We start from the raw sequence: 17,610 nt of genomic DNA on the forward strand, positions 1-17,610 counted from the left end.
AGCCGTGCTCCTCCCAGCAGAAGGTTCGACAGTGTCCCGCCTCATTTTCGACGGGCTGTAGAAATCGAGCGGTGCCGCGTCTGTCTGTGACGAAGGCGTTGGCAGCGATGTTCTACGCAACGGCTGAGCGCGGCGGTCGCCGGGTTCTGCCTGTGGCTGACTGTCAGGGGCGGTGGAGGGCGTCGAAGGTGATCGCGAGTGTGACCGGTGTGTCGAGGACCAGGGCGGTGCGGTGGACTTTGTGGGGCATGTAGCGCAGTCCGGACCAGTCGAGGCGGTACTCCTCGATACGGTCGATGGTTTCCCAGCTCTTATCGAAGTGGACGATCAAATAGGCGGGTATTCCGGTGCGCGCGTAGAGCGTGTGTTTCTCGCTGGTGTCTGTGTCGACAGTGCTCTTGGAGACCACTTCGACGATGAGGGCGATGTGGTCGCGGACGGTGTTGACGTCATATGGTTCGCAATCGCGGACGAAGATGTCGGGGTAGCGGACGTTGAGCCGGTGGTCGGTTCGGCGATCGTCTGTGTCGGCGAAACGGACGGCGACATCGGATACGACCCGCAGGCACGGGCCCGCGGGATCGCGAGCATCTTCCAGTGCGGCCCCCAGTCGGCGCACGACGCGGCTGTGTGCCTCGCTCTGGGCCATCAGTCGCACTACAGTGCCGTCGACGATCTCGACGTCGCCGAATGTGGCGCTGAAGGCGTCGGGCTCGGTGGCCAGGAACTCTTCGGCGGTGATTCGGGGATGCGCGTCGGGATTGGATACCGTCACGGTCAGCTCCTCATGGTGTTTCGTATGCTCGAGCCTACGGCACCCGACGCAGCGGACGGTGGTTGAACCGTCACGGATTTGAGGCCGCTGATAATCCAAGAAACGTTCGCGCACTTGGGATGAGGGATCGTTCTGCCCAGGAGTGGGACCTAGCGGGAACCGAGGATTACCGCCGCCACGGCGCAGTACCCACCTCAACCGGACACAACCCGCGTCACCACCAGAGCCAGAATTTTTTTATTCAGACCAATCCTCTCGGGCGACATCGCGGGCGAACGCTGACAGCGCAATCAAGGAGTGGTTCCGGTTCAGCTATTTCGCTGCACGAACGGTGGACGGACCGAATGCGCCGTTTTTCCGCAGTGCGCTGATCTCTTCGGTTCCATAGCCGAGCACCGAGCGGAGCACGTCGTCTGTGTGCTCGCCCGAGGCAGGCGCTGCGCTCGGCAGCGGCGGTGGCTCGTCGACGAGCCGGATCGGGTTGGGGATCAGGTCCGCACCGTGCTCGGCGGCGGGCAGCCACGGAAGGCGGTGGGTGAACTGCGGATCGTTGCCGAGGGTGGTGGCGTCGTGCACTGCGGCGATCGGGCAGTTCGCCTTGGCGCCGAGTTCGACCCACTCGGACGTGGTGCGGGTGGCGAACACCTCGGCGAGTTCGCGGCGCAGGGTGTGGTTGCCGCGGGCGTGATCGGCGTGGTGGTGACCCGGATAGGCGTCGTACAGGTCGGATCTGCCCGCAGCCAGGCAGAAGTTCCGCCAGAACTCCCGTTCGGAAGCCATCAGCAGCGCATGCCCGTCGCTGGTGCGGTAGTACTGGTAACGCACCGCTCCGGCCATCCCGGCCATGCCGGGGGGGCGCGGTTCGCCGTCGTCCACGGGGTTTCCGGTCACGGCGCCCGCGGCTCGGCGATAGGCGCGCGAGCTTTCGATGGTGAACCAGTTCGTGGCGGCCGCAACGTCGCTTTGCGCAAGGTCGATGTGCGCGCCGCGGCCGGAGTCGCGAGCCCGGAGCAGCGCGGCGCACACCGCCAGCGCGCCCCAGATCGGGGCCACTTGGACGCCGATCACTGGGGAAGCGGGCATGCTCGGGAGCCCGTCCTGGTCGACCGTCGGTTCGGCAAGCCCCGCCCAGGCGTCGAAACCGACTCCGTGTGCCGGAATGTCGCGGTACGGACCGGTCATTCCCCAGCCGGTGAGGCTGCAGACGACGAGCGCGGGATTCCGCTCGCGCATCCGTTCCACGGTGATACCTCGCCGGGCCAGCGCGCCAGGGCGCATGGCTTCGATGACCACGTCGGATTTCGCGACCAGGTCGAGGTAGAGCGCCGCTCCTTCGTCGGTGCGCAGATCGATCTCGATGCTGCGCTTGCCGCGGTTGACGTGCCGGTGCATCAGGGACACCCCATCGATCAACGGCCACGTCATGGTGCGGCCGTAATCCCCGCCGGGCGGTTCCACTTTGATGACGTCCGCGCCGAGTTCGGCGAGCGTCATGCCGAGCGCGGCGGGCAGCAGCAGCGAGCTTTCCACCACCCGCACTCCGGCGAGCGGGCCGCTGATGTGTTCGGTCACGTCCTGCCTCCTAGGCGGGTGTCGAAGGATTTCACGGAGTTTGCGGTCGGGTATTGAAACCGTCGGTTCAATGTGGTTAGCCTACTAACGATCGTTAGTTAGCGTCAAGGGAGATGCTGGGGGAGCTGGCGGGACAGCGAAAGGCACGGTGAGTGCTGTCATGAACGGTTCCCGGTACAGATGGGTAGTTCTGTTTCTATGTTGGTCGGTCTTCGTCATGACCTCCGTCGACCGGGCGAGCTGGGGTCCGGCCGCACTGCCGATCGGTGAGTCGCTCGGCGTTCCGCTGGCCGCGCTCGGAGTGTTCGCCTCGACGTATTTCATCGGGCACATCCTGTCCAACGCGATCGGCGGCGTCCTGCTGGACTGGCTCGGCGGCCGCTCCGTGCTGGGGGTCAGCGCGATGTTCGCGGGCGGGCTGACCGTACTGTTCGGATCGACGAACTCGATTCCGATGGGGCTGGCGATCCAGGGCTGCCTCGGGTTGGCCGCCGGCGTCGATTTCAGTGCCGGGTTCAAGTTCATTTCCTTGTGGTTCACCCCGGAGCGCAGCAGTTTGGCGGCCGGTCTGTTCACGACCGGCGGCACGGTCGGAATCGCCGTCGCCAACAGCGTCGTGCCGCACCTGATCGCGTCGTCGGGCTGGCCGACGTCCTACCGGCTCTTCGGCGCCATCACCATCGGGCTCGGCGTGCTGTGCCTCGTGTTCCTGCGCGTGCCCGACCAGCACGAACCGCGTGCCGGCGCGGAGCGGCAAGCCCGGCTCGCGGTGCGTCCGCTGCTCGGTAACCGCAACCTGCTCCTGCTCGCGGTGGTCGGCTTTCTCGCGTTCTGGGCCACCGGCGGGTTCGCCACCTGGGCGAACACCTTGATGATCAAAGGCGTGGGGATCGCACCGGCCGACGCCGGCTTCGTGCTGGTGCTGGCTTCCATGGTGTCGCTGACGACCAAACCGCTGCTCGGGGTACTGATCGACCTGCGAGGCTGGGGACGGCGGACCCCGACGGCGCTGATCCTCGCCGCACTCGGGGTTGTCCTGCTGCTGTTCGGCACCGGGTCCAGCTATTCGGATTTCCTGTGGTTCGGGGTCGCGCTGGGCTTCACCTTGTACACCTATGTGCCGTTGCTCGGCTCAATGGTCGCGAAGTTCGCCGGTCCACAGCTCGCGGGCTCGGCCGTCGGTCTCCTGAACGCGGTCTGGCAGATGGGCACCATGATCGTGCCGACCGTGCTCGGCCTCGTGTTCCAGGCCAGCGGCTCGTTCTACCTCGCTTTCGCAACCCTGGCCGCGGGCCCGTTGCTGGCGGCAGTGGCGATGATGTTCGTGATCGAGAAGCAGACGGGCTTGCCCCAGCCGAACCACCCTGCGCCGGCGGTGCCCACTGAACACCCAGCGAAAGGCCCCCAATGACACGCACTACCGGTGAACGCGCTCCGGAAACTTCCCGGGAAAGGGTGCTGGACGCAGCCGCCCGACTGTTCGCGGCACACGGTTTCCACGGCGCTTCGATGCGGGACATCGCCGAGCAGGTCGGAATGCGAGCGGCATCGCTGTACAACCATTTCCCGGGAAAGGACGACATGCTGGTAGCCATTGGCGACCGGTATTTCGCCGAGCTGGCGCCGAAGCTCGGCGCGATCGCTGAGCGGGACGGGGATGCGCTGGAGCGCCTTTCCGAGATGGTCGCCTGCGCTGTCGAAGTCGCGCTGGCCGCGCCCTACGAGCACCTGACGCTGGCGCGCGACATCCGACTGTTCCGGGACGACCCCAGGTTCGCCGAGGTGCTCGAAATCGGCCGGACGTGCACCAAGCACTGGCGCACGGTGCTGAACCAGGGCATCCAGGCCGGAGCGGTTCGCCGGGATGTGCCTGCTTCGGACGCGATCTGGATCGTTTACACGTCCATCACCGGTCTGGTGGAGCGCGGGTTTCGCGACGGGATTCTCGACCAGCGCAGCCCGCGCAGTGCGCCGGCCCTTCGGGCGGTCCTGATCGACGGACTGCGCAGCCAGGAAAAATAAACAGGAGAAGTGATGAATCTCGATTTCGCGCCTGAGCACTACGCGTTTCTCGAGGAGGTGGAGCGGTTCCTCGACGAGCACGACGATCCGGAGGTCTTCGACGTCAGCCGGGAGAACATGGCCCAAGTCGTGGACACCCCGAAGCGGCGGGAATTCATGCGCCGAGTGGGGGACCGGCAGTGGCTGGGCATGACCTGGCCGCGGGAGTGGGGTGGGCAGGAAGCCGACGGAACCTACGACTACCTCCTCAACGAGGCGCTCGCCGCGCGCGGCGGCCCGCAGATCGGCAAAGGCGTGGGCATCATCGCGAAAACCCTGCTCGCGCACGGCAGCATCCGGCTGAAAGAGGAATTCCTGCCCAAAATCCTCCGCAACGAGGTCGAATTCGCCATCGGCTATTCCGAGCCGGAGGCCGGTTCGGACGCAGCCTCCATGCGGCTGCGCGCGACCCGGTCGGCGGGCGGCTGGGTGCTGAACGGGCAGAAGACGTGGACCACCTCGGCGCATTTCGCGGAGTGGTACTGGGTTGGTGCCCGCACTGACCCGGAAGCGCCGAAACACCACGGGATCACGCTGTTCCTGGTGCCGCTGGACCATCCGGGGATCACCGTCCGGGAGATCCGAACGATGGGGGACGAGCGTACCAACGACGTCTTCTTCGACGACGTGCTGGTCTCCGACGAGTATGTCGTCGGCGAGGTCGGCCGCGGGTTCCAGTACATTTCGCAGGCGCTGGACCTGGAACGCTTCACCATGTTCGCGTTCTCTCCGCTGCGTCAGCGCTGCGACGTGCTGCGCGAGTACGTCCGGACGGCCGAAGTGGACAGTCGGCCGCTGGCGGCCGACCCGGTGGTGCGCCGGCACATCGCCTGGCTGGAGACCGAAGCAGAGGTTGCTCGCTTGCTCGGCTTGCGGGTGGTCGCGGCCTCGGCGAAGGACGGCCCGCCGCCGACGACCGAGGCGTCCGAGTACAAGCTGTACGCGACGGAATTCTCGAAACGGCTCGCCGACGCCTCTATGGACATCGGCGCGCCGGGCACCCAGCTGCGAGTGCACACCGCCGAGGCTCCGATGTCCGGCCGTGCCGAGTCGACCTACCGCTACACCGTGCTGGACACGATCGGCGGCGGCACCTCGGAGGTGCAGAAGAACATCATCGCGCGCCGGAAGCTCGGCCTGCCGAGGAGCTTCTGATGGGCGGGCCCCTGCACAGCAGCCTGGTGCTCAGCCTGGCCAGCGTCGGACCGGCCGCCCGGGCGGCCCGGTTGCTGGCGGACTACGGCGCCGAGGTGATCGAGATCGGCCCGCCTCCAGGCCACGACCGCACGGTACCGGTCTTCCATGCGTACGCGGCGCATCGCGGCATGCGCCGGATGTGCGTTGACCTGGGACACCGCGACGGAGCGGGGGTGGTCAGCACGCTCGGTCGGCGGGCGGACGTCCTGCTGGAGAGCTTCCGCCCGGGCGTGGCCGACCGGCTCGGCGTCGGCTACGCCTCGCTGTGCCAGCAGAACCCGCGCCTGGTGTACTGCTCGACCACCGGCTACGGGCAGGCGGACGAACGGTCGAGCTGGGCCGGACATGACCTGAATTACGTAGCCGCGAGCGGGTTTCTGGCCTGCACCGAGCCGAACCGAGCGGGCGGCCCGCCGCTGCCCGGCGCGACAGTGGCCGACAGTGCGGGCGGCGGCATGCACGCCGTGATGGCCGTCCTCGCCGCGCTGGTGGCCCGAGGGGAAACCGGTACTGGGACTTACCTCGACGTGTCGATCGTCGGCGGCACGCTGGCGATGATGGGCCTGGCGGTCGACGAGTATCTGGCTACTGGCACCGAACCCGGCCCCGGGCACGGCATCCTGACCGGCGCCTACGCCTGCTACGGCTGCTACCAGGCAAGCGACGGGAAGTGGCTGAGCGTCGCCGCGATCGAGCGCGGGTTCTGGGCGAACCTGTGCCGGGAGGTCGGCCTCGACCAGTGGATCGACCGGCAGACCGACAGTGCCGTACAACAGCGGATCCGCGCCGACCTGAGCGCGGTGTTCGCCACCCGCTCGCGGGACGAATGGGTGACGCGCCTGGCTCCGGCGGACACCTGTGTCGCGCCGGTGCTGACGGCCGCCGAAGCCGCGGAGGACGCCGCCTCGCACGGACTTGTCGGCACCGCGCGGCATCCGACCCGCGGCGAGATCCGGCAGCTGGCCCCCACCCTCGCGGGCAGCGGCAGCCCGCCGGCCGCGTTACCGGACTGGGAAACCACCCACACCGACCAGATCCTCGCCGAGGCGGAATACGGCCGGACGCAGATCGCGGAGTTGCGCTCGAGAAAGGTCGTGGCATGACAACTGTGGACGAGCTGATCGGCCTTCCCCATTACCGGCGGGCCGCCGGTTTCCCGGTGGAACGCGGATATGTCTGGAACACCTGCGCGGCCACCGAGAACGGCAACCCGCTGTTCTGGGACGACGCTGTCGCGGACGAGGTCGCGGGCGGGCCGATCGCCCCGCCGGCCATGCTTTCCGTGTGGTGCCGCCCGCACCACTGGATGCCTGGCGAGGACCCGGAAACGCTGGCGCTGCAGGCGCATTTCGACTTGAAGCGGCATTTCGACCTGCCCGAGGCAGTAGTCACCGAGAACGAGATGGTGTTCCACGAGCCGGTGCGCGTCGGCGACCGGATCACGTCACAGCAGGTCGTGCGCTCCGTTTCCGAGGTGAAGACGACCAAGCTCGGCACCGGGCGGTTCTGGGTGATCGACGTCGAGTATCTCAACCAGGACGACGTGCTCGCCGGGGTGGAGACCTACACGTTCTTTGGTTATCGGAGGCAGGCGTGACCGCTGCAGACATCCAGCTCCGCTACGGCGACATCTCGATAGGCGCCGAGGTCCCGCGGCTCGAATACCGGGTGACCGCCACCACTGTCGTGTTGGGCGCGCTCGCCAGCCGGGATTGGCGGCCGATGCACCACGACCACCATTTCGCAGTGCAACGCAACGGAACCCGCGACATCTTCATGAACACCCCGAACCAGGCCGCGTGGTTCGAGCGGTATCTCACTGACTGGACGGGACCACGGGGGAGGCTCGGCAGGCTTGCCTTCCGGATGATCTCGCCGGTGTACCCGGACACCACCATGGTGCTGCGCGCCGTGGTGACCGCGACGGAGGTCGATCACACCGGCTGCGGGTGGGCAGTTCTCGAACTCGGCCTGTCGACCGACGGGGAGCTGAGTACCCGCGGCAACGCCAGGATCGCGGTGCCTCGCGACGCATCCGACAACCCGTGGCGCCGGACCGGCCGCCGCTGGAACCCGTGAACGGAGGTACGGAATGGACTTCGATTTCTCGCCGGAGCAAGAACTGCTGCGGAGTACCGTGCGCGAGCTGTGCGCCGGACAGGCAGACATCGCGCATGTGCGCGCAATGGAACGAGACGACACTGGCTTCTCCCGTCCGGTATGGAGGAAGCTGGCCAACGCCGACCTCACCGGCATGACGATTCCGGCCGAATCGGGCGGGGCGGCGATGTCGATGCAGGATGCCGCGATCGTCTACGAGGAGTTCGGCCGGGCGCTGCTGCCGTCCCCGCACTTCGTCAGCAGCGTACTCGCGGCGGGCGCCATCGACGCCGGGGCGGACCATTCGACGAAGCAGCAATGGCTGCCGGGCATGGCGTCCGGGGATGTGGTGTTCAGCGTGGCCTGGACCGAACCGGGCGGCGGGTACGGCCCCCAAGGCATCCGCACCGAGATTCGCGGCGGCCGGTTGTACGGGCAAAAGCGTCACGTGACTTTCGCGAACACCGCGGACCGGCTGATCGTGCTCGCGCGAGAGGCTGGTTCGGTGGTGCTCGCCGTGGTCGATCCACGGCTGCCTGGGACCACCATGGTTCGCGAAGCCAGCCTGGCCTCCGATGTGCAGTACCGGCTGGAGCTGGACGGTGCACCGGTCGAGACCGTGCTCGCTGGTGGCTGGGAGATCTGGGACCGGCTCCTGCACCGCGCGATCATTGTGCTGGCCGCACAGGCTGTCGGCGGGGCCCGCGCCGCACTGGGCCTCGCTGTCGGTTACGCGAAGCAGCGGCACCAGTTCGGTAAACCGCTCGGCGCTTTCCAGTCAATCGCGCATTATCTGGCGGACGCGGTCACCGAGGTGGACGGTGCGGAGCAGTTGATGCGCGCGGCCGCATGGCTTGCTGACGAGCAGCGGCCGATCCGCACCGCCGCACCCATGGCCAAGCTGTACTGCTGCGACGTCTTCCGCCGGGTCACCGCGACGGCGCAGCAAGTGTTCGGCGGCGCCGGCTTCACCACGGAATTAGACATCCAGCTGTACTTCCGGCGCGCGAAACAGCTGCAACTGTCCTGGTGGGATGCCCGCTACCTGGAAGAACTGATCGCGACCGCCACGCTGTCCAGAAAGGACACCGACCATGCAGCATGACCTGAGCCGCTTCTTTCGGCCCAGCACCGTGGCCATCGTCGGGGCGTCGGACACCCCCGGACGGCCCGCGACGATGAACACGCGATTCCTTCTCGACTGGGCGGAGCGGGTGGGCAGCACGACCTTCCTGGTCAACCCGAACCGGGACAGCGTCGCCGGGACGCCGTGCTATTCCGGCGTCGAAGAACTGCCCGGACCGATCGACGTCCTCATCACCCTCGCCCCGAACCCGGCACAGACCCTGCGCGCGGCCGCGAACCTGGGCGTCCAGTTCGCCGTGGTCTTCGCCGCGGGGTTCGCCGAAACTGGCGCGGAAGGCGCCGCGGCCCAAGAAGAACTTGTGCGCGCCGCGCACGACGGCGGTATGCGGTTGCTCGGGCCGAACACCAACCTGAACGCGTTCGAGAGCTTCCGCACCGACCTCGAGGGTCCGTCGATCGCCCTGATCTCGCAGAGCGGCCACCAGGGCCGCGGCGTATTCATGGTGCAGGACAACAACGTTCCGGTGTCGCACTGGGCGCCGACCGGGAACGAGGCGGATCTGGAGTTCGCCGACTTCGCGAGCTGGTTCGCGCACAACCCGGCCGTCGGGGTGATCGCGGCCTACGTCGAGGAATTCCGGAGCGGAGCGAAGCTCGCCACAGCAGCGCGGCACTGCATCGAGCAGAAAACGCCGATGGTCGTGGTGAAGGTGGGCCGCTCCAGCACCGGGCGAGCGGCGGCGACCAGCCACACCGGAAAGCTGGCCGGCTCGGACCAGGTCGCGGACGGTTTCTTCCGTCAGCACGGAATCACCAGGGTCGACACCATCGACCAGCTCGCGGACACCGCGACCATGCTCTTGCGTGGCGGCCGTCCCGCGGCCGAAGGCGTGGCCGTCTACAGCATCTCGGGCGGTACCTCCGCGCATGCGGCGGACGTGTGCGCGGAGGCCGGAATTCCGGTGCCGCGGCTCGAACCGCGGACACAGGAAGCGTTGCGCGAGTGGATTCCCGGCTACCTCAAGGTCGACAACCCGGTCGACTGCGGCGGGCACCCGGTCGGCGACGAGCGCGGCCCGAAGATTCTCGACGCGATCATGGCCGACCCGAACATCGGTGCGCTGCTGTGCGTGGTCACCGCGCCTTTCGCGCCGTTGAGCGACCGCCTCGCCGCTGATCTGGTGGCGCTGGCCGAACGCAGCGCCAAACCGGTGTGCGTCGTCTGGGGATCGCCGGTCGGCACCGAGAAGGCGCTGCTCACCACGCTGTACGGATCGCAGCAGGTCATCACCTTCCGCTCGCTGTACAACGCGGCTCTTGCCATGCGTTCCTGGATCGACTGGCACCGCCATCTCCGCAGCCGTCGCGCATCGGAGGCGCTGGCAATCGGCGGATCCGAGCCGCTGCCCGCGGGCGTGCTGTCAGAACACGCCGCCAAGGAGGTGCTGCGCCGCTACGATATCCCGACGACCAACGACGTGCTCGCCCACAGCGAGGACGAGGCCGTGCACGCTTGGCTCGATCTTGGCTCCCCGGTGGTGCTCAAGGCATGTTCCGCCGCGATCGCGCACAAGAGTGAGCACGGGCTGGTCGTCGCCGGGCTGGACACCGAAGACGCCGTTCGTTCGGCATACCGCCGCCTCGCCTCCACTGCGGAACAGCTTGCGCCCGGTGCTGTGGAAGGGGTCTTGGTGTGCGAGCAGGCCAGCGGCGGAGTGGAGGCCGCACTGGGCATCACCACCGATCCGGTCTTCGGAGCGACGGTCATGCTCGCACTCGGCGGCACGCTGATCGAATTGTTCGCGGACACCAGCATCCGCGTCCCGCCGTTCGGGCGAGACGAAGCTCGCCGGATGATCGAAGAGCTGCGCGGCCACCCGTTGCTGACCGGCTATCGTGGCAGTAAACCAGCGGACGTCGAAGCGCTGGCCGACACGATCATGGCAGTCCAGCGACTGGCCCTGGAACACCACGGCACGCTGCGCGAACTCGACATCAACCCGCTGTTGATCAAACCGAGCGGCGAAGGCGCCGTCGCGCTGGACGCCCTGATCCGGACGGAGACGACGGAAGACTGCCGACGCTAGTGCCGAAAGGAGGACACCGTGACCGCGGTAACTCGTCCTGCGGGCCCCACCCTGCGGCGGGATTCGAATCTGGGATGGCAGCACGATCCAACCCCGATGGTGAATGCCTCGGTGCCGCGCAGTTTAAGTTGGTGGCTGGGGTGTCAACCGTGGTCGAGGATCTCGATTTGGACTTCGGTTCTGTAGGTGTTGCGGTCGATGTTGCCTTTGGCGCGGTGTTTGGACGTGGTAGGCGACCAGCAGGGCATAGACCTCCTGGACGACAGCTCGGGGTGCGCAGCTGCACCATCGCCCTCGGGACAGCACCCGCCCGCCGAGGATCGTGGATTTCAGCTCCAGGTAGGCGGTCTCGATCTCCCACCGCTGGTGATAGAGCTCGACCAGGTCACCGGCGCGGTCTCGAAGCGGTGCGCGCCGGTGACCTGCTCCACATCCAACGCTGCGGTGCTGCTGTGGTGCAGCCTAATGAGTATTAGTGGGTCCGCGTGATCGATGGATCAGGCAGACTCGCTAGTGGTAGCGACCGGCGGGTGAGCACATGTGGAGCCTGGACTTCGAGTCCTGATCTGAGATGGTGCCCCCGCCGGTTCGCCGGGAGGAGGAGATCGCTGATGGGATGTCGTGCCCACCGCCGGCCGGTGTGAGCACTGATTCATTAGGTCGCCGACATTCTCCCGCGCGCTGCCGGAACTGGTTGTCCGACAACGACGAACGGGGAGCTGTGGTGCTGCTGGTCGGTGACGACTGGGCATCGGATCATCACGATGTCGAACTGATGGACGAGACCGGGAAACGGCTCGCCAAAGCCCGTCTGCCCGAAGGGATCACCGGGATCACCCGGTTGCACGCGATGATCGGTGAGTACCTCGGCGACGACGAGGACACCGAAGTACGGATCGGTATCGAAACCGATCGCGGCCCCTGGGTCGCGGCGTTGATCGCGGCCGGCTACACCGTGTACGCGGTGAACCCGCTGCAAGCCGCGAGGTTTCGGGAACGCCGCAGCGTGTCCGGTGCGAAGTCCGATGCCGCCGACGCGCACTCGCTGGCCGACATGGTTCGCACCGACGCCCACCAACTGCGGGTCGTCGCCGGTGACAGCGTCGACGCGCAGGCGGTGAAGGTAGTTGCCCGGATGCACAAGACGATGATCTGGGAACGCACCCGTCATACTCAGCGACTCAAACACGCTCTGCGGGAGTACTTCCCGGCTGCGATCGAGGCGTTCGACGACCTTGATGCCCCCGACTCCCTGGAACTGCTCGGCAAGGCCCCCGACCCGCAGACTGCTGCCCGCCTGTCGATCAACCAGGTCAAAGCGGCGTTGAAACGCGCCGGCCGCCGCGGTGACCTCGACGCGAGAGCCGCAGCGATCCGGGCGGTCCTGCGTAGTGAGCAGTTGGGCCGGGCCCCGGTGATCACCGCCGCTTACGCGGCGGGAACCAGAGCCACGATAGCGGTGCTGATGACCCTCGACGCGCAGGTGAAAGCCCTGCACAGCGAGGTCGAGGCCCATTTTGGGCGGCACCCGGACGCTGAGATCATCGGGTCCCAGCCGGGACTGGGCATGATTCTCGGGGCCCGGGTGCTCGCCGAGTTCGGAGACGACCACGCCCGCTACGCGACCGCGAAATCGCGGAAGAACTACGCCGCGACGTCCCCGATCACCCGTGCGTCGGGGAAGTCGAAGGTCGTGGTTGCCCGGTTCGTGCACCAGGACCGCCTCGTCGATGCGCTGCTCACGCAGGCGTTCTGCGCCCTGAAGGCGTCGCCGGGCGCCCGCGCCTACTACGACAAGCAGCGAGCCCGGGGCCTCAACCACAGTGCCGCACTGCGGCATGTCGCCAACCGGCTCGTCGGCATCCTCCACGGCTGCTTGAAAACCCGGACGCTCTACAACGAGACCACCGCCTGGGCGGCCCATTGTCAAGCCGCTGCGACAGCGGCTTGACAATCTAAAAGCTGGGATGTCTCAGAAGCAGTACGGGAATTTGCAGGTCGATGGGTCGTTCGGGCCGAAGATCGCGGCTATCAGTCCGTTGATCACGGTGTCGGCTACCCCGGATCCGGTGTTGATCGCCACCTGCTGGGCGGCGGAGCGCTCTGCCGTACCATGACTTGTGGTGTCGGCCGACGCTGTCACGGGCGCGACGATCAGTGCACCTGCAGTGGCTGCCACAACAATCTTTCGAAACATGTTGTTCCCTATCTTCTTTCGTCGTACTCGGTGAATTTTCGGTCGCTGCGGCGCTACCCGCAGTGGGAGTTGTTTTCGCCCGCGCTGCTGTCGCCGATATCTCCGGACCAGTCGATGCAGTCGCCCTTGGCCCCCATATAAACCGGTCCGGCATATGTGGTGTAGTCGCCGGCATCGATGGCCGTCACGCCGTCCCACCCCGACAGCGCCAACTCGGCCCGCATCTTCTCTTTGCCGCCGGGGTGGTCACGCACCGTGACAACGCAATTGCGGCTTCCGTTGTAGGCGAGGAATACAGTGCCGCCCTTGACATCGCGCTGATCGATGACGTGATACCCCCCACCGCACTGGTCGCCGTAGGACGCCGCCGCCGCGGTGACGGGCTCCACAAGCATTGTCCCGGTGATGATTCCGGCCGCTCCCGCGCACAGGGCGGCGACTTTCGACGCAGTATTCATGAAGGTTCCTCGATTGTCTCGATGTCGCGCTGTCAAGACGAAAACGTTAGAAGCGATGGCGGGACAGGTTTTGCGCGTGAGCGCAGAAGAATTGCCTCCGAGCGCAGTGCACGGACCTCCCGGCATGCCCGGTACGCTGCCTCCGCGGAGCCGGTGGAACGCGACGAGGGGGAGACAACGCCGATGACATCCGATTCCGATCTCGCCGATTCGGCCTCGACGGGTGCCGTTGCTGCCGAGGCGCGCACGGAATTCTGGGGCGAACTGATCTCGACATACCATCGTCGGCGCCTCGGCTACCGGTTCCGCTCGAGGCAGGATTTCAGGGGGCGGGCGGTGCTCCGCCGTACCGCCACGTATCAACTCGTCGGCTGGCAGGCGGATTCGGTGACCTTCTATCGCACGGCCGGTCAGATCCGGGCGGACCCCGACGACGACTATCGATTGATCGTGCCCACTGCCGGTGCCGCGGTGATCCGGCAGGGCAATGATCAGGTGCCGATCTCGTCCGGAGCCGGCGCCTTGGTGACGATCAACCGGCCCTTCTCCTTCAGTCACGGCGACGGCAGCACAGGGCTCACCATGGCGATCCCGTACCGTGAACTCGATCACCGCCTCGGACACCGAGCCGAGCCCGCCCGATTGGTGGATCTCACCTCGGGGCTGGGGCGTCTGGTTGCCGATATGGCGACCGGTCTCGTTGCCGAACGCGGTGCACTCACCCAGCGACAGTTCGACGCCGCGGCCGAGCGTCTGGTCGAGTTGCTCTGCATGCACATCGTCGGTGACCATCCGACCGAAACCGGCCACCTCGCCAGTATCGAAGCCGCTGTCCGTCAATACATCCGCGCCCATGCCTCCGACCTCGAGCTGACCGGTGCCGGTGTGGCCCGGGCCCTGGGCTGGTCGGTGCGCCAGATTCAGCTGGCACTGCAGGCCGCGGGCATGACTCCGCGAGAACTGATCAAGGAAGAACGCCTGCGACTCGCGCACTCGCGCTTACAGGACCCCGCCTTCGCACATTGGAGCATCGGCAGTCTCGCCAGCGGACTCGGCTTCGGCTCGGCGAGCACCTTCAGCACCGACTTCCGACGCCGCTTCGGCGCCAGCCCCCGCGACATCCGCCGACCGTCGCGCCGGCCCCGATCCGCACCCTCGATGGGAAGACGTCAGCGCCGATAGCGTCGACGGCTCATCCGGTCCCGTCAGTCGGCGAAAACCTCGGGAAACGCTGTCGTGATCATCTCCAGTGTCTCGGACAGCTGCTGGCGGTCGGTGGTCACTGCGAGGTAGTGGTACTCGTCGTCGTGGCGGCGCGACGTCGTATCTTCTGGGTCGACCAGGTCGACGTGGTCGCGCCATTCGCGTTCAACGACGGTACCACGCTGAGCGAACCAGGTCACGGCGCGTTCGAGGACGCTGGCTGCCGTGATGGCAGTCTCGTCGTCGTGGACCTCGGTAAAGGCGATGCGGGAATAGTCATCGATCACGGTGTGGACGAAGGCATGACCCATCTTCGGTCCGCGTTGGTTGTTTTGGACTTGCCCGGTGTGGCTGCGCGGTTCTTGCCTCCTTGGCGGCGGCCGACGTAGCGCCGGCCTCCGCCGTCGGGGATGTTCCCGAGTTTCTTCACATCGACGTGGATAAGCGAGCCTGGGTAGGGGTGCTCGTAGCGGCGCACGGGCTCACCGGTAGCGCGGTCGACGTGACTGAGCCGGTTCAGACCAGTCGCGACCAGGATGCGGTGGACCGTCGAAGGCGCCCAAGCGACACGCCAGCTGCACCGGACCTTCTCGCAGCCGTAGCCGTAGCCGGAGGTTGATGCAGCGCTTCGTGGTGGCCGGCGGGGTCTTGTTGGGGCTGGCGCGTGGACGTGAGGAACGGTCTTGCATGGACTCACCGGCGTGGTAGCGATCGACCGAGTGTTTGACTGTGGGCCAGGACACCTGGAATCGGGCGGCGACTTCACTGATCGGCCATCCATCGTCGACGACGAGGCGCGCGACAATCAGCCGGTGCTTGGATGTCAGGGCGGCGTTGGGGTGCGTCATGTGTCCTTTCGGGCATGAAGAAGGGGCCAGCCCTCTCGGAGTCGGCTGGCCCCCTCGTGTGCGTTAATGTCAGGGGTGGGAGCGGGCGGCGAGGTCACGGATGAAGCGGGCGATTTCGGCGGGTTTCTCTTCCGCCATGAAGTGGCCAGCCTGGATGGGCTCATACGTCAGATCGGGCGCCCATGCCCGCCAGAGCGACGCGGCGTCGAACCCCAGCTGGGAGCCCCAGTCCTGGGAGATGACTCCGACGGGCATGGTGAGTTGCTTGCCTGCGTCGCGGTCCTCTCGGTCCATGTCGAGGTCGATGCTCGCTGTGGCGCGGTAGTCGGCGACGATAGAGTCCACTGCATTGACTGAGCTGCCGATGTAGTGCTCGCGGACCTCGGGCCGGAATGTTGAACCATCGGTGTCCCACGCATCCAGGAACGAGCTGAAGAACTCGGTCCCGACGGCGTTGATCATCTTCTCGGGGAGACCCACGGGCTGGGCCATGAGGTAGAGGTGCCAGGCGACCTTGGCGTCTACGCCGTGCAGGACGTTCCAGGTGTCCAAGGTGGGCAGCACGTCGAGGATCCCGAGAAACTGCACCGAGTCCGGATGGTCGAGTCCTGCGCGAACACCGACGAGGGCGCCTCGGTCGTGGCCGACCAGGCCGAAACGGTCGTGGCCGAGTGCTTCGGCTACGCGCAGGATGTCTCGGGCCATGGTCCTCTTCGAGTAGGTCTCTGGGCCCTGTTCTGCCGGCTTGGCGCTCTGACCGTACCCGCGCAGGTCAGGGACTATGACCGTGTGCTGCGCAGCGAGGTCGTGTGCGACGTGGCGCCACATGTAGTGGGTTTGTGGGAATCCATGGAGGAGGACGATCGCGGGCCCAGTGCCAGCCACGGCGACGTTGAGGCTGACTTCTTCGTCTCCGGGCACTGTCTGGTATCGGAATCCGTCGATGGTCAAGCGGTTCATGGGGTGTCCTTCGCAACGGTGTCGGCCGGTTGGGCGGCCGGATGGCCCGAGAAGATGCCCGCGGGAAGTGCCTGCTCCGCGGAAGTTGTGGCGTGTAGTGCGGGGATCAGGACGGTGTCGACGAGGGCTTCGAGGTAGAGGTCGTTGATCTCCAGTCCGTTGAGTCGCCGAAGCAGGATCACGGCGCCGGCGACTTCCTCGAACGGGAACGGGTCGATGCCCTGGGGCAACTCCCCACGACTGACCGCCGCCTGAACGACGGTCCTCGGTAGCCGGGCCCCGGTCGGCCCCACAGATCGTTCGATTTCCTCGCAGAGTTCCGGATCTTCGAGGCCCGCTTGGAACAGCAGCATCGCGGTCTGGCCATCTGCAGAGCGCATGGACTGTACAAGGCGGCGACACAGGGCGAGCAGGTCACCGCGCAAGCTTCCAGTGTTGACTTCATCTGACTCGTCGCGACGTGCGGGACCCGCTTTCAGGGCGGCAACGACCATGTCCCTCTTGGACTTCCACCGTCTGTAGAGAGTGGCCTTGGATGCGCCCGCTCGGCGGGCCACCTCCTCGAAGGTGACACCTTCGTAGCCGACCTCGGAGAGCAGCGAGTTCACGGCCATGAGGATTTCGATCTCTCGTTGATCATCACGAGGGCGCCCCACACGACGAGCGCCTGGCTGTAGCCCGTCGAACTCATCCTTATTTATATACGACACGTTTCGTATCGTAACAGTCTCTGCGGTGAACGCCGCAAACTGCAACGACCCAGATCAATCGTTCGGCCTTTGATCAACGTGCCCGGCCAGTACAGCTGAAAACCGCTCGATATGCGGTGTCGGTTTTGGCGTTGGGCCACACCTCGCCCTCGACGTAGTCGACGATCTTGTCCCACCACGATGGTGTCCCCGAATCCCCGCCATACAGGTTGGGGATCTCGGGACGTTTCATCCACCCAAAGACCCCGGTGGGCGATGTCATCGGGGGCGCCACCGATGACCGAGAGCTGGTTGGCGTTGGTCGAGCCATCCAGCCGGTAGCAGAATCATCCGTATTGAGCGGGGTCCCAGGTACG

The 17,610-nt window shown here is 66.4% G+C and carries 17 protein-coding genes and 1 pseudogene; 10 read left to right on the top strand and 8 right to left on the bottom strand.

From position 1 onward, the window contains the following. Nucleotides 1-163: 163 nt before the first annotated feature. Nucleotides 164-775 (bottom strand): Uma2 family endonuclease, encoded by a 612-nt coding sequence (locus LKE06_RS18230; RefSeq protein WP_228000447.1) that lies wholly within the window; start codon nt 773-775, stop codon nt 164-166. 312 nt (nt 776-1,087) lie between these two features. After that, complete coding sequence (locus tag LKE06_RS18235; RefSeq protein ID WP_228000448.1) at nt 1,088-2,347, bottom strand: CaiB/BaiF CoA transferase family protein; 1,260 nt, start codon at nt 2,345-2,347, stop codon at nt 1,088-1,090. Between the two features lie 160 nt (nt 2,348-2,507). Here LKE06_RS18235 and LKE06_RS18240 point away from each other — a divergent pair, with 160 nt between their 5' ends. The 9 genes from LKE06_RS18240 (at nt 2,508) to LKE06_RS18280 (ending at nt 12,829) form a co-directional block, all read left to right on the top strand. Continuing rightward, the gene (locus LKE06_RS18240) at nt 2,508-3,758 is read left to right on the top strand and encodes an MFS transporter (RefSeq protein WP_255649291.1); all 1,251 of its coding nucleotides are present in this window, start codon (nt 2,508-2,510) and stop codon (nt 3,756-3,758) included. Beyond that, nucleotides 3,755-4,369, top strand: a complete 615-nt coding sequence (locus LKE06_RS18245) for a TetR/AcrR family transcriptional regulator (protein WP_228000450.1) — start codon at nt 3,755-3,757, stop codon at nt 4,367-4,369. Before LKE06_RS18240 ends, LKE06_RS18245 begins: the two co-directional genes overlap by 4 nt. Before the next feature lie 12 nt (nt 4,370-4,381). Then, on the top strand, nt 4,382-5,563 hold the full coding sequence (locus LKE06_RS18250) for an acyl-CoA dehydrogenase family protein (RefSeq protein ID WP_228000451.1): 1,182 nt from the start codon (nt 4,382-4,384) through the stop codon (nt 5,561-5,563). Next, nucleotides 5,563-6,708, top strand: a complete 1,146-nt coding sequence (locus LKE06_RS18255; RefSeq protein ID WP_228000452.1) for a CaiB/BaiF CoA transferase family protein — start codon at nt 5,563-5,565, stop codon at nt 6,706-6,708. The genes LKE06_RS18250 and LKE06_RS18255 overlap by 1 nt, the downstream gene beginning before the upstream one ends. Before the next feature lie 5 nt (nt 6,709-6,713). After that, the gene (locus LKE06_RS18260) at nt 6,714-7,202 is read left to right on the top strand and encodes an FAS1-like dehydratase domain-containing protein (RefSeq protein WP_228000453.1); all 489 of its coding nucleotides are present in this window, start codon (nt 6,714-6,716) and stop codon (nt 7,200-7,202) included. Continuing rightward, nucleotides 7,199-7,684 (top strand): MaoC/PaaZ C-terminal domain-containing protein, encoded by a 486-nt coding sequence (locus LKE06_RS18265; protein ID WP_228000454.1) that lies wholly within the window; start codon nt 7,199-7,201, stop codon nt 7,682-7,684. The genes LKE06_RS18260 and LKE06_RS18265 overlap by 4 nt, the downstream gene beginning before the upstream one ends. 13 nt (nt 7,685-7,697) lie before the next feature. After that, the gene (locus LKE06_RS18270) at nt 7,698-8,810 is read left to right on the top strand and encodes an acyl-CoA dehydrogenase family protein (protein WP_228000455.1); all 1,113 of its coding nucleotides are present in this window, start codon (nt 7,698-7,700) and stop codon (nt 8,808-8,810) included. After that, entirely contained in the window at nt 8,800-10,878 is a 2,079-nt protein-coding gene (locus tag LKE06_RS18275; RefSeq protein ID WP_228000456.1) for an acetate--CoA ligase family protein, read from the top strand. Before LKE06_RS18270 ends, LKE06_RS18275 begins: the two co-directional genes overlap by 11 nt. A gap of 724 nt (nt 10,879-11,602) precedes the next feature. After that, entirely contained in the window at nt 11,603-12,829 is a 1,227-nt protein-coding gene (locus LKE06_RS18280; protein ID WP_227999440.1) for an IS110 family RNA-guided transposase, read from the top strand. Nucleotides 12,830-12,850: 21 nt separating this feature from the next. On the opposite strand, the gene LKE06_RS18285 is transcribed toward LKE06_RS18280, so the two are convergent. Both LKE06_RS18285 and LKE06_RS18290 read right to left on the bottom strand, forming a co-directional pair. Beyond that, complete coding sequence (locus LKE06_RS18285) at nt 12,851-13,021, bottom strand: hypothetical protein (protein ID WP_228000457.1); 171 nt, start codon at nt 13,019-13,021, stop codon at nt 12,851-12,853. A 107-nt stretch (nt 13,022-13,128) separates the two neighbouring features. Then, nucleotides 13,129-13,533, bottom strand: coding sequence for a hypothetical protein (locus LKE06_RS18290; protein ID WP_228000458.1), 405 nt, complete (start codon nt 13,531-13,533; stop codon nt 13,129-13,131). A 183-nt stretch (nt 13,534-13,716) separates the two neighbouring features. Here LKE06_RS18290 and LKE06_RS18295 point away from each other — a divergent pair, with 183 nt between their 5' ends. After that, the gene (locus tag LKE06_RS18295; protein WP_228000459.1) at nt 13,717-14,715 is read left to right on the top strand and encodes an AraC-like ligand-binding domain-containing protein; all 999 of its coding nucleotides are present in this window, start codon (nt 13,717-13,719) and stop codon (nt 14,713-14,715) included. A 167-nt stretch (nt 14,716-14,882) separates the two neighbouring features. Here the strand turns inward: LKE06_RS18295 and LKE06_RS18300 are convergent. From LKE06_RS18300 to LKE06_RS18315, 4 genes and pseudogenes are all read right to left on the bottom strand, one after another. Further along, a pseudogene (locus tag LKE06_RS18300) lies at nt 14,883-15,584 on the bottom strand (helix-turn-helix domain-containing protein); the annotation flags it as partial. A gap of 69 nt (nt 15,585-15,653) precedes the next feature. After that, complete coding sequence (locus LKE06_RS18305; RefSeq protein WP_228000460.1) at nt 15,654-16,544, bottom strand: alpha/beta fold hydrolase; 891 nt, start codon at nt 16,542-16,544, stop codon at nt 15,654-15,656. Next, the gene (locus LKE06_RS18310; RefSeq protein ID WP_228000461.1) at nt 16,541-17,254 is read right to left on the bottom strand and encodes a TetR/AcrR family transcriptional regulator; all 714 of its coding nucleotides are present in this window, start codon (nt 17,252-17,254) and stop codon (nt 16,541-16,543) included. Before LKE06_RS18310 ends, LKE06_RS18305 begins: the two co-directional genes overlap by 4 nt. 73 nt (nt 17,255-17,327) lie before the next feature. Further along, on the bottom strand, nt 17,328-17,486 hold the full coding sequence (locus LKE06_RS18315) for a hypothetical protein (RefSeq protein WP_228000462.1): 159 nt from the start codon (nt 17,484-17,486) through the stop codon (nt 17,328-17,330). Between the last annotated feature and the right edge of the window lie 124 nt (nt 17,487-17,610).

Origin of the sequence: Nocardia australiensis (genome assembly GCF_020733705.1) — a bacterium.
GTDB classification, from domain to species: Bacteria; Actinomycetota; Actinomycetes; order Mycobacteriales; family Mycobacteriaceae; genus Nocardia; species Nocardia australiensis.